Here is a 15,019-nt window from a genome sequence, read left to right as displayed (position 1 = left end):
GATTGAACATTAAAGGATCAAAAACGTGTGCTTTTGAGAAATTCCGCCAGACGTGGCGATTGCGGGCGCTCGAACAGTTCCTTGGGAGGCCCCTGCTCTTCGATGCGCCCCTGATTCATGAAAACGATCTTGTCGGAGACCTCGAAGGCAAAGCGCATTTCGTGGGTCACCAGCAGCATGGTCATGCCGTCGTCCGCCAGGCCCTTGATCACATTCAGCACTTCGCTGACCAGCTCCGGGTCCAGCGCCGAGGTCACTTCGTCGAACAGCATCAGGCTCGGGTTCATCGCAATGGCCCGGGCAATCGCCACGCGCTGCTGCTGGCCGCCGGACAACTGGCCGGGGAAGTGATCGCGGCGTTCCAGCAGACCGACCCGCTCCAGCCATTTTTCCGCCAGTGCCACCGCCTCGTCCTTGTGCAGCTTCTTCACCTTGAGCAAACCCAGGGTGACGTTCTGCAGGGCGGTGAGGTGCGGAAACAGGTTGAACTGCTGGAACGCCATGCCAGTCATGGCGCGATGGCGGGCGATGACCTTTTCCGGGTGGCGCACGCGCTTGCCGTTGATGTCGTCATAGCCGATGGATTCGCCGTCGAGCAGGATCTGCCCGCCCTGGAACTCTTCGAGCATGTTCACGCAGCGCAGCAGCGTGGTCTTGCCCGAACCGCTGGAACCGATCAGCGTCACCACGTTGCCGCGCTGCATTGTCAGGTCGACACCCTTGAGCACTTCGAGCTGGTCGTAGCGTTTGTGCAGGCCGCGAATGTCCAGCAGCGGTTGGCCGTTTTGTGCAGTGTTTTGAACTTGAGTCATGGCAAGGCCACCCGCTTTTCAATGTGCCGGCCGAGTAACTCGATGCCGTAGTTGATGACGAAGAACAGAAAACCGGCGAACAGGTAAAACTCCAGGGTCATGAACGTCCGGGCGATGATCTGCTGGGTGCTGAGCAACAGCTCGGCCACACCGATCACCGACAACAGCGTCGAAGCCTTGACGATCTCGGTCGAAGAGTTGACCCAGGTCGGCAGGATCTGGCGCATGGCCTGGGGCAACAGCACGTAGCCCAGGGACTGATAGAAGGTCAGGCCGATGGCCTTGCTCGCTTCCATCTGCCCGCGCGGCAGAGCCTGCAACGCACCGCGCACGATCTCGGCCACGTGGGAGCCGCAGAACAGCGTCAGGCCCAGGGCACCGGCCTGGAACGCGCTGATCTGCCAGCCCAGCGCCGGTGCCATGTAGAAGCAAGCCAGCACCAACACAAACACCGGGGTGCCGCGAATCACATCGACATAAAAACGAAACGGCGCGCGCATCCAGAACTTGCCGTAGGTCAGCACCAGGCCGGCGAAGACACCGAGCACGGTGCCGAGCAGAATCGCCAGCGCCGACACCTGCACACTGGTGAGAAAGCCTTGCCACAAGGGTTCCCGCGCTACCCACAACTCATGCAACCAACTGGGGGATTCGTACATGGGGCCTCCTATCGGCGAATCGCCAGACGCTGTTCGAGGTAGCGCAGCATCATGGCAATGAGGTAACAGGCCGCCACGTAGAGCGCCGTGGTCACCAGCCAGGTTTCAATCACCCGGTAGCTCTCGACATTGATCTTGCGCGCGTAATAGGTCAGCTCCGGCACGGCGATCGCCGCCGCCAGCGAGGTGTCCTTGAACAGCGAAATGAAGTTGTTCGACAAGGCCGGCAGCACATTGCGCAACATCACCGGCACGGTGACGTAGGCCTTGACCTGCCACTCGCCCAGTCCGATCGCCAGGCCGGCTTCGCGTTGCCCCTTGGGAATGCTCAGCAGGCCGCCGCGGAACACTTCGGTCAGGTACGCGCCGGCATACAGCGACAGGGTGATGATGAACGAGGGAATCTTGTCCAGCCGGATCCCCAGGCTGGGCAAGGCGAAGTAGATCAACAGAATCAACACCAGAATCGGCGTGTTACGGATCACCGTGACATACACCGATGCCAGCACCCGCAACGCGCGGTGCTTCGACAACAAAGCAAACGCCATCAGCAGGCCGATCACGCAGCCGATGGCGATCGACACCAGCGCCAGTTCCAGGCCCAGTCCGAGCCCCGCCAGCAAGGTGTCGAAATCGCGCCACACGGCGGCAAAGTTCAACTGATAGTTCATGGTCGGCAGTACCTTGAGCGGGGCGATCAGGACCGCCCCGCTCTCACGGGGTCATTGGAATTCGACAGGGAAACCAATCTTCGGCGACGGCAGCTCGACACCGAACCACTGCTTGAACGACGCCGCGTAAGTCGGGAATTCAACGCCGGTCATGGCTTCATGCAGGGCGGTGTTGACGAAGTTCAGCCAGTCCTGGTCGCCGCGCTTGACCGCGCAGGCATAGGTTTGCGGGCTCCAGGCGTAGGCCGGGCTGCGATAGCGGCCGGCGTTCTGCACCATCAGGTACTTGACCGAAGACTGATCGGTGGCCGCCGCGTCGGCACGGCCCGAGTTCACCGCCTGGTACATCAGGTCGACGCTGTCGTACTGATCGACCTTGGCCTTGGGCAACGCCTGGTGCACCAGTTCCTCGGCATAGACGTTTTGCAGCACCGCGACGGTGAGGCCATCGCCGGCGGCTTGCATGTCTTCGATTTCCTTGTACTTGCTGTTGGCCGGTAACAGCAGGCCGACGCCTTCACGGTAGTACGGCAGGGTAAACGCTACCTGCTGCGCACGGCTGGCGGTCACGGTGATGAACTGGCAACTCATGTCGACCTTGTCGGTCAGCAAATTGGGAATCCGCGCATCGGACGACTGCACCACGAACTCGACCTTGCTCGGGTCATTGAACAGACCTTTGGCGACGATGCGCGCGATATCGATATCAAAACCCTGCAACTTGCCATCCGCGCCCTGGAAGTGCCACGGCGCATTGGTGCTGCCGGTGCCCACAATCAGTTTGCCACGGGCCAGGACGCTATCGAGCTTGCTGTCCGCCGCCTGGGCCACGCCCACGGCAGCAGCAGTCGCTGCAAAAACAAGAACACACGCTTTGAACAAGGATGGTCGGCGATGCATGGCAAGCACTCCAGGATGATGTTTATTCCGCTATACCGGAACTTGGTATGTAACAACGGAACAGACAGCAGAAAGTGTGCCACAGGATGTGGGGGGAATGTAGGGGGGATTGAAAAGTGTTTTGAATCAGGGGGATGGGTTAATGCGTAGAAAGGCGTTACCTGGGGAAACGATAGCGTAGCGCTACCGTTGGCTACAGAAGGCGGGTATTTGCACCACATCGGGATGTGAGGCGGCGCAAAATGGCGCGGGGGCACTCGGCAGTACGGTGGCGCTCATCCGGACCCTTTCGCGAGCAAGCCCGCTCCCACATTGGAATGCGATCAAATGTGGGAGCGGGCTTGCTCGCGAAGGGGCTGTTGAAGCGGACGCAGATTTACCCGCCGATACGCGCCAGAAACACCCGTGTCACCCGCCGCTCTTCAACCGACATCACCGTCAGGCACCAGCCTTCCCACTCATGGCTGTCGCCGATCATCGGCAACCGGTCGATAAGGCTGACCACCAGGCCGGCCAGGGTTTGGTAGTCGTCGGTCGGTTCTGCCGCGAACCCGGTGCGCTGGCGCACCCGCGCCAGGTTCAGGGCGCCGCTGACCACGAATCCGCCCTTCTCCTCGATCACGTCGGGGCCTTCGATTTCGCTGGCGTCCGGCAGTTCGCCGGCAATCGATTCGAGGATGTCGGTCATGGTCAGCACGCCGACGAAGTCACCGAATTCGTTGACCACAAAAGCGATGTGCGTCGACGCCTTGCGCATCTGTTCCAGGGCGTTGAGGATCGAATAGCTCTCCAGCAGGTTGATGGTCTGACGCGCCAGATGGGCAAGGTCGGGCTGGTTGCCGGCGAGAAACTCCTTGAGCAGCTCTTTCTTGTGGACGAAACCTAACGGCTCGTCCACCGCGCCATCGCGGATCAGCGGCAGGCGTGAGTAGGACGAATGCATCAATCGTGTACGAATCGCCTCGGCGTCATCCGCCAGGTCGATGTGATCGACGTCGGCGCGCACGGTCATCAGGGTGCGGATCGGTCGTTCGGCCAGTTGCAGCACGCCACTGATCATGACCCGCTCGCGGCGATCAAACAGCTCTTCGTTCGGCGCCTCGCCGTTGTCGAGCATGTCGGCAATCTCCTCACCGACCTCTTCCACCGCCAGTTTACGGCCGCCCAGCAGGCGCATCACCGCATGGGCGGTCCGTTCGCGCATCGGTCGCAGGCCCTGCATCGAGCGCTTGCGTCGCGCCCGGGCGATCTGGTTGAACACCTCGATCAGGATCGAGAAACCGATGGCCGCATACAGATAGCCCTTGGGAATGTGGAAGCCCAGGCCTTCGGCGGTCAGGGCAAAGCCGATCATCATCAGGAAGCCCAGGCACAGCATGATCACCGTCGGGTGTGCGTTGACGAAACGGGTCAGCGGTTTGCTGGCGACGATCATCAGGCCGATGGAAATGATCACCGCGATCATCATCACCGACAATTCATCGACCATACCCACGGCGGTGATCACCGCATCGAGGGAGAACACTGCGTCCAGCACCACGATCTGGGCCACGATGGGCCAGAACAGCGCATAAGCCGTATTGGAGGAACGCTGGCCGACATGCCCTTCAAGGCGTTCGTGCAACTCCATGGTGGCCTTGAACAGCAGGAACACACCGCCGAACAACATGATCAGGTCGCGCCCGGAGAAGCTCTTGTCGAACACCTCGAACAGCGGCTGGGTCAGGGTCACCAGCCAGGAAATACTTGCCAGCAGGCCCAGTCGCATCAACAACGCCAGCGACAGACCAATGATGCGCGCGCGGTCGCGCTGCTCCGGCGGCAACTTGTCCGCCAGGATGGCGATAAACACCAGGTTGTCGATGCCCAGCACCAGCTCCAGCACAATCAACGTCAACAAGCCCAGCCATGCGGTGGGGTCAGCTAACCATTCCATAAAAACGTCTCGATCTCTTCAGTGGGTTCAGAATGCCGGGCACGGCAAGGCGCGGCGCAGAGGCCGTGGAAGTGCAATGTCAGGGGTAGTCGGAAACCGGAAGACCGGATGTTTCGCGTGCGTCAAGACCGCGCGGTGGCGCGAGGGGAAAGGGAAACTGGGAGGCTCCGTGAGGGTGTTCATGCAGGTCCTGAAAGAAGAATAGGACTTGAATCCTACAGGTGATAGTTACAATTCCTACAGCCAGAAATCATTTCAAGATCTGTAGCAAGTTAGGAATCCAGGTGTTCTTCAGGGCCTTTTCGCGAGCAAGCCCGCTCCCACTCTTGGTCGCTTTTTTCCTGACAAAACACGATCGAATGTGGGAGCGGGCTTGCTCGCGAAGCTTTTGCTTCAGGCTTTTTTCACAAGCTCAATGTACTTGTTCACCGCCGGTGACTTCTCGAACCGCCGATGCACCAGCGCCAGCCACGAGGTCGCATCGCAATCGCTGATCGGCCGATACACCACGTTCGGCAAACTCACATGCCCCACCACCGATGCCGGCACCACGGCCACCCCCTGCCCCAGGGAAACCAGCGCGATCACCGCCACCAGGCCACCGGGTTGCGCCCCCAGCTTCGGCACGAAATCGCCCTGACTTGCGACCTGCAGGGTGCCGACCACCTGTTCGGGAAGAATGAAGTTCTCGTTGTGCAGATGCGCCGAGGTGATCACCGGCAAACGGCTCAGCCAGCTGTCGACCGACAGCGCCAGGACAAAGCCTTCGTCGTTCAGGCGCACCGCTTCGACACCCTCGGGCAACGTCAGGGGACAGCGGATGTAACCCAGGTCGAAACGCCCTTCCAGGATCATGTTCGGCAGGCTGGCCATCGGGCTTTCCCGCACGTTGAGGCTGACGTCCGGGTACTCGCCGGTAAAACCCTGTACCTGCCTTTGCAGCAGCCCGGAGTAGACCGCCGAGGCCACGTAACCCAGTTCAATGTGGCCGATATCGCCGCGACCGGCGCGTTGCGCATTGCGCTGGGCCGACTCGAACTGGCGCACCGTGGCGTCGGCCTCGATCATCAGCGCCGCCCCCGCTTCAGTCAGGCTCACGTCCCTCGCCTGACGCAGAAACAGGCGCGTGCCCAGTTCCGCTTCCATGTCCTGGATCTGCCGGGTCAAGGTCGGTGGCGCGATGCCCAACTGCTCGGCGGCCCGGGTGAAATTGCGATGACGGCCGACGGCGAGGAAGTAGCGGAAATGGCGGATGTCCATCGGTGCATTAGCTCAAAGGTAATGAAGTGAGGGTGCGCGCCTAACAAAGAGAGCCTTGGCCAGCGATAAGCTGCACGCAACCTCACAGTAGAGAACCCTTGCCATGCCCGTCAAACCCACGGTGAGTCCGCGCCTGACCTTGCTCACGGCCTCCGCCGTCTGCTCGCTGATCGTGCTCGACACCAACATCGTCGCCGTTACCTTGCCCAGCATTGCCCGGGACCTGGGGGCCAACTTCGTCGACATCGAATGGGTCGTCAGCGCCTACATGCTGGCGTTCGCCGCGTTGCTGTTACCCGCCGGAAGCCTGGCCGACCGCTTTGGCCGGCAGAAAACCCTGATCTGGGGACTGGGTATTTTCATCCTCGCTTCCCTGGGTTGCGGTGCGGCACCCAACGCATTGTTTCTGGACATCGCGCGGGCGATCAAGGGCGTCGGCGGCGCCTTGCTGCTGACCTCCGCGCTGGCGTCCATTGGTCACGTCTTTCACGACGAAGTGGAGCGCGCCAAGGCCTGGGCGTTCTGGGGCGGTTGCATGGGCGTGGCCATGACGGCGGCACCGACCCTCGGCGGCCTGATCACCGAATACGTGGGTTGGCGCTGGATTTTCTACCTCAACCTGCCGGTCGGTCTGTTCCTGATGTTCATGGTCTGGCGCGCGGTGCCGGAATCGCGCGACACCCAGGCCGCCCGTCTCGACCCCTGGGGCAGCCTCGCGTTCAGCGCCAGCCTGTTGTGCCTGATCTGGGGCCTGATCGAAGCCAACCGCATCGGCTGGAACAACCCCGTGACCTACGCGCGCCTGGTGGGTGGCGCCCTGCTGCTGGGACTGTTCGTGATCATCGAGCGCCTGCAACAGCGGCCGATGATCGACCTGCAACTGTTTCGTCACCCGCGCTTCATTGGCGCCCTGCTCGGCATGTTCTCCTACGCCGCGTGCGCCCAGGTGATGATGACGATGTTGCCGTTTTACCTGCAGAACGGCCTGGGCTTTACCGCCATATCCGCAGGCCTGGGCATGCTGCCGTTTGCCGTGACCATGCTGGTCTTCCCGCGCATCGGCGCCCGGCTGGCGGGACGCGTGACCCCGGCGAACATGATGGCCACCGGATTGACCCTGGTGGGCTGCGGCAACCTGCTCAGCGCCTGGGCAGTCAACAGCGGCGGTTATCTCCCCTTCGCCCTGGCGATCGCCGTGACTGGTGCCGGCGCCGGCCTGCTCAATGGCGACACACAGAAGAACATCATGGCCTGCGTCCCCCGCGAGCGTACCGGCATGGCGTCGGGCATGAGCACCACCATGCGCTTCAGCGCAGTGATGCTGGCGATCGGCGTGTATGGCGCACTGCTTTCCGGCCATAGTGAACAGCTGTTGCACGACACGTTGTCGGCGCAGGGCGGGCAGTGGCTCGAACACACCCAGGGCGTCGCCTCACGGGTGGTGGCCGGTGACATGCCGGCGGCGCTGAAGCTGTTGCCGCCAGCCGCGCGCTCCGCGGTCGAACCGTTGGCACGCCAGGCGTTCGTCGGCGGCTTCAGCCTGTTGCTGTGGGTGGCGGGGCTGGCGGGATTGCTGGCGGCGCTGGTGGTGGGCACGCTGATGCGCAATCCGATCCCCGTGGCGCGATCGAAGCTGGCGCTTGAATGACGTCATCACCCATTCGGCCTGGTCATCGCAGGTCATGCCCTCGGGCCTGCGTTTTGCCTGCTTGACATTGAAGTTAACTTTAAGCTTAGGCTCCACTCACCACTGATGAGGAGCCAAGCATGTCCCCCTTCCAAACGTTGCAATTGCCCAACGGCCAGACCCTCGGGAACCGGATCGCCAAAGCCGCGATGGAAGAGAACCTCGCCGATACCCGGCAGGCACCCGATCAAGCGCTGTTTCGCTTGTACCAGGCATGGGCCGAGGGCGAAGCCGGGTTGCTGTTGACCGGCAACGTGATGATCGACCGCCGTGCCATGACCGGGCCCGGTGGCGTGGTACTGGAAGATGAACGCCACCTTGAGCGGTTCCGCCAGTGGGCCGGCATCGGTCGGGCCGGCGGCGCGCATTTCTGGATGCAACTCAATCATCCGGGCCGCCAGACCCTGGCCAATCTCGGCCAGCAAGCCCTGGCACCCTCGGCGGTGGCGCTGGACCTGGGTCAGTTTTCGAAGATGTTTGCCGAACCCAAACCCATGAGCGAGGCCGACATCGAGGAGGTGATTCAACGCTTCGCCACCAGCGCAGCGCTTGCCGAAAAGGCCGGTTTCAGCGGCGTGCAGATTCATGCCGCGCACGGTTACCTGATCAGCCAGTTCCTCTCGCCCTTGACCAATCGCCGCACGGATCGTTGGGGCGGCTCGCTGGAAAACCGTGCACGCTTGCTGCTGGCGGTGGTCGACGCGGTACGCAAAGCCGTCTCGCCTTCGTTTTGCGTGGCGGTGAAGCTCAACTCGGCGGATTTCCAGCGCGGTGGTTTCGATGCCGATGACGCCCGGCAGGTGATCCAGTGGCTCAACGAGCAACAGATCGATTTGCTGGAACTGTCCGGGGGCAGCTACGAGGCACCGGCGATGCAAGGCGAAGCTCGGGACGGTCGGACCCTGGCGCGTGAAGCCTATTTTCTGGAAATGGCCGGCGAGTTGGCCAGCGTGGCACGCATGCCCGTGATGGTGACAGGCGGCATTCGGCGCCTGGCCATTGTCGAACACGTGCTCGACAGTGGCATCGCCATGGCCGGTATCGGCACCGCGCTGGCCGTCGAGCCGCAACTGGTCAAACACTGGCGCGAAGGCCAGGACAGCCATCCGCAGCTACCGCCGATTCGCTGGAAGCGCAAGCCGCTGGCGGCCTTGGCGAGCATGGCGGTGGTCAAGTTCCAGCTGCAGCGCTTGAGTCGCGGGCTCACGACCCGGCCGCAGGTGTCGGCGTTGTTGGCGTTGATGCTTGACCGGTTGTACATCGCCCGGCGGACCCGGCAGTACCGGCAGGCGATGGGCAAGTAGTCAAATGTGCAGTGGCTGATCTACCGCTTTCGCGAGCAAGCCCGCTCCCACAGGGGAACTCATTCCTAATGAGGGAGCGGGCTTGCTCGCGAAGAGGCCTGCACAGGCAACGCTGGATTCAACCCTGCAACAGCTCATCGATATGCCGATACTCAGCCTGCAACTGCTCAGCCAACACCCGGCTGCGCCCCAGGCGAATCGGACCGCGTTCAATGTCGATGACCAGTCCCGGACAATCGAGGACAGGCAGCCTCGACCACTCTTTCAAGCGACCATCGGTCACCACCAACAATCGCTGCTGCTCCGCCGCGAAGCGCTTTTTGCGCGCTACCAGCCAATGCCCCGCCTCGCCCAGCGCCGCCAGCAATGGCGTGCCACCACCCGCGCCGAGACCGTCGAGCCAGGTGCGCAAACCGCTGGAGGCTTTCAAGCCTTGCACTTGCCACGTCGGCGACACACCGCTGGCAGTGAGCAAGGCCAGGCGTGCGCGTTGGCGGTAGGCGTCATCGAACAGCTGGGCCAATAAACCCTTGGCATCCCTCAAGGCCTGATGGCGGCGGGTCGATGCCGAAGCGTCGACAATCACCAGCCACAGCTCATGGGGCGAACGGGTACGCAGTTGAAATAAAAGCGCTGAACGCTGGCGCGGTCGGCCGTTGAGCAAGGTGCCGGGCCAATTGACCAGCCCGCTTCGCGCGGCGTGACGTTTACCCTGCTTGCCGTTGTCGAGTCGCCCGGCGCGGGGCCTGGCATTCGCCCCCGCGTCAGATCGAGGGCGAATGCCTAGGGCTTTTTTGGCCAGCTCGGCACTTCACGCCGGGCACCGACCGGCAGCGCCTGGGCGGGCATTTCACCCCACTGGCCCTGGCCATCGCTGGGGCTGGAATCTTGTCTGGAGGGGGACTGATTGTGTTGCTGCGGTGCCGGTGGTGTGTGTTCGCGACGACGATGACGCAAGGCGAACTCGGCAACCGCGTCGATATCGTCTTCGGCAATCGCATTCGCGCCACGCCAGGCCGCATGGGCCCGGGCCGCGCGCAACCAGACCAGATCCGCGCGCAAGCCATCGACACCGGCGGCAAAGCAACGCTCGGTGATCTGCGCCAACGCTGCATCGTCCAGCGCAATACTGGCCAATGCACCGCGCGCCTTCTGGCACCGCTCGCGCAACAGGTGCTGCTGGCTCTCCCATTCGGCACAGAAGCCTTGGGGATCACTGTCGAAATCCAGGCGTCGGCGAATGATCTGGCCCCGCTCGACGGGTGCGGTGTGGCCGCCGAGCGCAACGTTCAAGCCAAAGCGGTCGAGCAGTTGCGGGCGCAGCTCGCCCTCTTCCGGGTTCATGGTGCCGATCAGCACGAACTTCGCCGAATGCCGGTGGGAAATGCCGTCGCGCTCCACCAGATTGGTGCCGCTGGCCGCCACGTCGAGCAGCAGATCGACCAGGTGATCGGGGAGCAGATTGACCTCATCGACGTAGAGCACGCCACCGTCCGCCTTGGCCAGGACGCCGGGGGAAAATTGTGCGCGGCCTTCGCTCAGGGCTGCATCCAGGTCCAGGGTGCCGACCAGACGCTCTTCGGTGGCGCCCAGCGGCAAGGTGACGAACTGTCCGCTGGCTAGCAGGTCGGCCAGGCCACGGGCCAGGGTCGACTTGGCCATGCCGCGCGGGCCTTCGATCAGCACGCCGCCGATCTTCGGATCGATGGCGGTCAGGTACAGCGCGAGCTTCAAGTCGTCGGCGCCGACCACGGCGGAGAGGGGGAAATGCGGGGTGTCGGTCATTATTGAATCTCGGTCATGGTCGGTGATCTCAAGAGCACCTCGATCCCTTGTGGGAGCGGGTTTGCTCGCGAAAGCGGTGTGTCAGTCAGCATCTATTTATCTGGCACACCGCTTTCGCGAGCAAGCCCGCTCCCACAGGGGGATTGTGGTGTATCAGGTGTCTTCTTCTATATCGAGCAGCAAGTTTTCCAGCGCCTCGCGATACTCCCCCGGCGCCTTCCACATCCCCCGCTGCTGCGCTTCCAGCATTCGTTCGGTCATGTCGCGCAGGGCATGGGGGTTGTGTTCGCGCACAAAATCCCGGGTGCCGGGGTCGAGCAGGTAGGCATCGGCCAGCAACGCGTACTGGTGATCGTCGATCAGCTGCGTGGTGGCGTCGAAGGCGAACAGGTTGTCGACCGTCGCCGCCATCTCGAACGCACCTTTATAGCCGTGACGCTTGACGCCTTCGAGCCACTTCGGATTGGCCGCTCGCGAGCGGATGACCCGGTTCAGTTCCTCCTTCAGCGTGCGGATTTTCGGCAGGTCCGGCTGACTGTGATCGCCATGGTAACTGGCCGCCACTTCGCCACTGAGGCTTTCCACGGCGGCCAGCATACCGCCCTGGAACTGGTAATAGTCATTGGAATCGAGCAGGTCGTGCTCGCGGTTGTCCTGGTTTTGCAGCACCGCCTGCACTTGGCTCAGGCGTCGGGCGAACGGTTCGCGGGCCGCGGTGCCTTCATCGGACCCGCCATAGGCGTAGCCGCCCCAGTTCAGGTAAACCTCGGCCAGGTCCTCGCGGCTCTGCCACAAGCGACCGTCGATGGCGCCCTGCACGCCCGCGCCATAGGCACCGGGTTTGGCGCCGAAAATACGCCAGCCGGCCTGACGCCGCGCGGCCTCTTCATCCAGGCCTGCTTGCAGCAACGCCTCACGCTCGGCGCGCACCTTGGCCGCCAGCGGGTTGAGATCGTCCGGCTCATCCAGCGCGGCGACCGCCTGAACAGCGGCGTCGAACAGGCGGATCAGGTTGGCGAAGGCGTCGCGGAAGAAGCCCGACACCCGCAACGTGACGTCCACCCGTGGACGGTCGAGCAAGCTCAGCGGCAGGATTTCAAAATCATCGACCCGTTGGCTGCCCGTGGCCCACACCGGACGCACGCCCATCAACGCCATCGCCTGGGCAATGTCATCGCCACCGGTACGCATGGTCGCCGTGCCCCACACCGAAAGGCCGAGCTGGCGCAAATGATCGCCATGGTCTTGCAGGTGGCGCTCAAGGATCAGGTTGGCGGACTGGAAACCGATGCGCCAGGCCGTGGTGGTGGGCAGGTTGCGCACGTCCACCGAATAGAAGTTGCGCCCGGTCGGCAGCACGTCCAGGCGACCGCGACTCGGTGCACCGCTGGGGCCGGCCGGGACGAAACGACCGCCGAGGGCGTCGAGCAGGCCGCGCATTTCTGCCGGGCCGCAGGCGTCCAGCCTTGGCGCGACCACGTCGCGCAGGTTGTCGAGGATGGCTTGCACCTCGGCCCATCGCTCTTCCTGTGGGAGCGAGCCTGCTCGCGAAGGCGGCGCGTCAGGCACATCAATGTCGCCTGATAATCCGCTTTCGCGAGCAGGCTCGCTCCCACATAAGGCATTGACTGTCTGAGAGATCAGTTGCGTGGCGAACAGTTCGAGACGTTCGCGGGTATCGCCCGCCGTGCGCCAGAGCTCATTGCTGATTGATAGCAATGCATCCGGTCGCGGCCCGGCCCACGGCTCGGCCAAGGCACAATCGAGCGGATCAAAGCCAAGTTCGAAGGCCTTGGCCAACGCCCGCAGCAAACTCGATTGCGCCCCACGGCCATCGCCCCGGGGAATGCGCAGCAGCGCGAGCAAGGTATCGATGCGCAAGCGTCCGCCGGGTGATTCGCCGAACACGTGCAGGCCGTCGCGGATCTGCGACTCCTTCAAGTCGCACAGGTAAGTGTCCAGGCGCGGCAGCCAGATCGCCGCATCGGCGTCGCTGTCCAGCTTTTCGTCCAGTTGCAGTTCGCGGTCGATGCGGGTGTCGCGCACCAGTTGCAGGATGTCGCGCTGCAACTCTCGCGCCCGGCGTGGATCGAGCAGTTGCGCTTCGTAATATTCGTCGGCCAGCAGTTCGAGGTTGCGCAGCGGACCATAGGTTTCGGCGCGGGTCAGCGGCGGCATCAAGTGATCGATGATCACCGCCTGGGTGCGGCGCTTGGCCTGGGCGCCCTCGCCCGGGTCGTTGACGATGAACGGGTAGATGTTCGGCAGTGGGCCGAGCAGCGCATCCGGCCAGCAGTGTTGCGACAAGCCGACGCCTTTGCCCGGCAACCATTCGAGGTTGCCGTGCTTGCCGACGTGGATCACGCCGTGGGCGCCGTAGGTGTTGCGCAACCAGAAATAGAACGCCAGGTAACCGTGGGGCGGCACCAGGTCAGGGTCGTGATAGACCGCGCTCGGGTCCACCTGATAACCCCGCGCCGGTTGAATGCCGACAAAGGTCAGGCCGAATCGCAGGCCCGCGATCATCATCCGGCCACCCCGGCACATCGGGTCGTTTTCCGGCGCGCCCCAGCGTTCATGCACCGCTGCGCGGTTGGCTTCGGGCAGTGCATTGAACAGGGTCAGGTACGCGTCCATCGCCAGGCTTTGCTGGCAGGGGCGCTGGTCGAGGGTGTCGAGATCATTGCTGACACCGCCCAGCAATTGCTGGATCAACGCGGTGCCACTGTCCGGTAGCTCCGCCGGCAGCGGATAACCTTCCCGATGCAGCGCACGCAAAATGTTCAAGGCGGCGGCCGGTGTATCGAGGCCCACGCCGTTGCCGATGCGGCCATCGCGGGTCGGGTAATTGGCAAGGATCAGCGCCACGCGCTTTTCCGCGTTTGGCAGGCGCGCCAGATCGATCCAGCGGCGCGCCAGCTCGGCGACAAAATCCATGCGCTCCGGGTGCGGTCGGTAGCAGACCACGTCGCACTGGCTGAGCTCGCTGCGCCAGGCCAGGTCCTTGAAGCTGATCGGCCGGCTGATGATCCGCCCGTCCAGTTCCGGCAGCGCGATGTGCATCGCCAGGTCCCGAGGACCGAGACCCTGCTCGCTGGCCTGCCAGCCTGGTTCGTTGTCCTGGGCGCAAATCGCCTGGATCACCGGGATATTGCGCCTGAACGGTCGCAGGTGCGGGGCTTCGGGACTCGATTGCGCGAAGCCGGTGGTGTTAAGAATCACCGAGGCGCTGGCTTCATCCAGCCAATCCTCGACCACCGTCAGGCAGCCGGGTTCTTTCAAACTGGCCAGCGCAATTGGCAGCGGGTTCAACCCTGCGGCCTGCAAACGCTGACAGAACACATCAATGAACGCGGTGTTCGCCGCCTGCAAATGGGAACGGTAAAACAGCAACGCGGCCACCGGCTGATCGGCCTGCCAGTCGGCTTGCCAATCCTGCAATGTGGCGGGGCTTGTCTGTGGGTGGTAGATCGCCGTGCGCGGCAGGGTTTGCGGCTCGGACCAAGGGTAGTCGCGCCCCAGCCAGCGGGTGGCCAGGCAACGGAACAGGTCCAGCGCATTGGTCATGCCGCCCTGGCGCAGGAAGTGCCACAGCCGCTCGCGATCCTCGGGAGGCACGGTGCTCAGGTCGCTGAGTTCCGGGTCCGGACGGTCATCGCCCGGCACCAGGATCAGTTGCACACCGCGTTGCGACAGCTCGACCAGGCGCTCGACGCCGTAGCGCCAATAGGCGATGCCGCCGTGCAGCGAAATCAGTATGACTTTGGCGTGGCGCAGCACTTCGTCGACGTACAGGTCGACCGAGGCGTGATTCTGCACCTGCATGGGATTAGCCAGGCGCACGCTGGGGTAGTCGTCGGGCAACTGCTGCGCCGCTTCGGCGAGCAGCGCCAGGCTGGAGTCGCCGCTGCACAGGATCACCAGCTCGGCGGGGGTTTGCCCAAGGTCGGCAATGTTGTCATCCGACACGAAACCGCCGGGCTGGGTCCTGAGCAGGTGCATGGC

At 63.2% G+C, this 15,019-nt stretch carries 11 protein-coding genes; 2 read left to right on the top strand and 9 right to left on the bottom strand.

Going from position 1 to position 15,019, the window contains the following annotated elements:
- Positions 1-17 precede the first annotated feature (17 nt).
- The 6 genes from F8N66_RS12990 to F8N66_RS12965 form a co-directional block, all read right to left on the bottom strand.
- Positions 18-812, bottom strand: a complete 795-nt coding sequence (locus F8N66_RS12990) for an amino acid ABC transporter ATP-binding protein (RefSeq protein WP_150770549.1) — start codon at positions 810-812, stop codon at positions 18-20.
- Positions 809-1,471 carry an amino acid ABC transporter permease gene (locus F8N66_RS12985; protein WP_150770548.1) on the bottom strand — a complete coding sequence of 221 codons (663 nt, stop codon included), beginning with the start codon at positions 1,469-1,471 and terminating at the stop codon, positions 809-811. Before F8N66_RS12985 ends, F8N66_RS12990 begins: the two co-directional genes overlap by 4 nt.
- An 8-nt stretch (positions 1,472-1,479) precedes the next feature.
- Positions 1,480-2,142: an amino acid ABC transporter permease gene (locus F8N66_RS12980; protein WP_007941741.1), complete on the bottom strand. Its 663-nt coding sequence runs from the start codon at positions 2,140-2,142 to the stop codon at positions 1,480-1,482.
- A gap of 51 nt (positions 2,143-2,193) precedes the next feature.
- Positions 2,194-3,042 carry a transporter substrate-binding domain-containing protein gene (locus F8N66_RS12975; RefSeq protein ID WP_150770547.1) on the bottom strand — a complete coding sequence of 283 codons (849 nt, stop codon included), beginning with the start codon at positions 3,040-3,042 and terminating at the stop codon, positions 2,194-2,196.
- A 376-nt stretch (positions 3,043-3,418) separates the two neighbouring features.
- The gene (locus tag F8N66_RS12970; protein WP_150770546.1) at positions 3,419-4,978 is read right to left on the bottom strand and encodes a TerC family protein; all 1,560 of its coding nucleotides are present in this window, start codon (positions 4,976-4,978) and stop codon (positions 3,419-3,421) included.
- 393 nt (positions 4,979-5,371) lie between these two features.
- Complete coding sequence (locus tag F8N66_RS12965) at positions 5,372-6,238, bottom strand: LysR family transcriptional regulator (RefSeq protein WP_150770545.1); 867 nt, start codon at positions 6,236-6,238, stop codon at positions 5,372-5,374.
- A 103-nt stretch (positions 6,239-6,341) separates the two neighbouring features.
- On the opposite strand from F8N66_RS12965, the gene F8N66_RS12960 reads away from it, so the two are divergent.
- The gene (locus tag F8N66_RS12960) at positions 6,342-7,886 is read left to right on the top strand and encodes an MFS transporter (RefSeq protein WP_150770544.1); all 1,545 of its coding nucleotides are present in this window, start codon (positions 6,342-6,344) and stop codon (positions 7,884-7,886) included.
- A gap of 119 nt (positions 7,887-8,005) precedes the next feature.
- Positions 8,006-9,229, top strand: coding sequence for an NADH:flavin oxidoreductase/NADH oxidase family protein (locus tag F8N66_RS12955; RefSeq protein ID WP_150770543.1), 1,224 nt, complete (start codon positions 8,006-8,008; stop codon positions 9,227-9,229).
- A gap of 118 nt (positions 9,230-9,347) precedes the next feature.
- Here the strand turns inward: F8N66_RS12955 and F8N66_RS12950 are convergent, their stop codons facing one another.
- The 3 genes from F8N66_RS12950 to cobN form a co-directional block, all read right to left on the bottom strand.
- A complete protein-coding gene (locus F8N66_RS12950; RefSeq protein ID WP_224790465.1) occupies positions 9,348-9,893 on the bottom strand; it encodes a vWA domain-containing protein in 546 nt (181 codons plus the stop codon).
- 119 nt (positions 9,894-10,012) lie between these two features.
- Entirely contained in the window at positions 10,013-11,014 is a 1,002-nt protein-coding gene (locus tag F8N66_RS12945; protein WP_150770541.1) for an ATP-binding protein, read from the bottom strand.
- A 153-nt stretch (positions 11,015-11,167) separates the two neighbouring features.
- Positions 11,168-15,016 carry a cobaltochelatase subunit CobN gene (gene cobN / locus F8N66_RS12940; RefSeq protein WP_150770540.1) on the bottom strand — a complete coding sequence of 1,283 codons (3,849 nt, stop codon included), beginning with the start codon at positions 15,014-15,016 and terminating at the stop codon, positions 11,168-11,170.
- Between the last annotated feature and the right edge of the window lie 3 nt (positions 15,017-15,019).

It is taken from the genome of Pseudomonas fluorescens (genome assembly GCF_902498195.1).
Taxonomy (GTDB): Bacteria; Pseudomonadota; Gammaproteobacteria; order Pseudomonadales; family Pseudomonadaceae; genus Aquipseudomonas; species Aquipseudomonas fluorescens_BU.
This window is presented reverse-complemented; position numbering and strand designations above follow the sequence as displayed.

Coding starts and splice junctions, on each gene's coding strand:
- F8N66_RS12965 (WP_150770545.1), bottom strand. CDS start 6,238: ATGGACATCCGCCATTTCCGCTACTTCCTCGCCGTCGGCCGTCATCGC.
- F8N66_RS12985 (WP_150770548.1), bottom strand. CDS start 1,471: ATGTACGAATCCCCCAGTTGGTTGCATGAGTTGTGGGTAGCGCGGGAA.
- F8N66_RS12955 (WP_150770543.1), top strand. CDS start 8,006: ATGTCCCCCTTCCAAACGTTGCAATTGCCCAACGGCCAGACCCTCGGG.
- F8N66_RS12980 (WP_007941741.1), bottom strand. CDS start 2,142: ATGAACTATCAGTTGAACTTTGCCGCCGTGTGGCGCGATTTCGACACC.
- F8N66_RS12975 (WP_150770547.1), bottom strand. CDS start 3,042: ATGCATCGCCGACCATCCTTGTTCAAAGCGTGTGTTCTTGTTTTTGCA.
- F8N66_RS12945 (WP_150770541.1), bottom strand. CDS start 11,014: ATGACCGACACCCCGCATTTCCCCCTCTCCGCCGTGGTCGGCGCCGAC.
- cobN (WP_150770540.1), bottom strand. CDS start 15,016: ATGCACCTGCTCAGGACCCAGCCCGGCGGTTTCGTGTCGGATGACAAC.
- F8N66_RS12960 (WP_150770544.1), top strand. CDS start 6,342: ATGCCCGTCAAACCCACGGTGAGTCCGCGCCTGACCTTGCTCACGGCC.
- F8N66_RS12990 (WP_150770549.1), bottom strand. CDS start 812: ATGACTCAAGTTCAAAACACTGCACAAAACGGCCAACCGCTGCTGGAC.
- F8N66_RS12970 (WP_150770546.1), bottom strand. CDS start 4,978: ATGGAATGGTTAGCTGACCCCACCGCATGGCTGGGCTTGTTGACGTTG.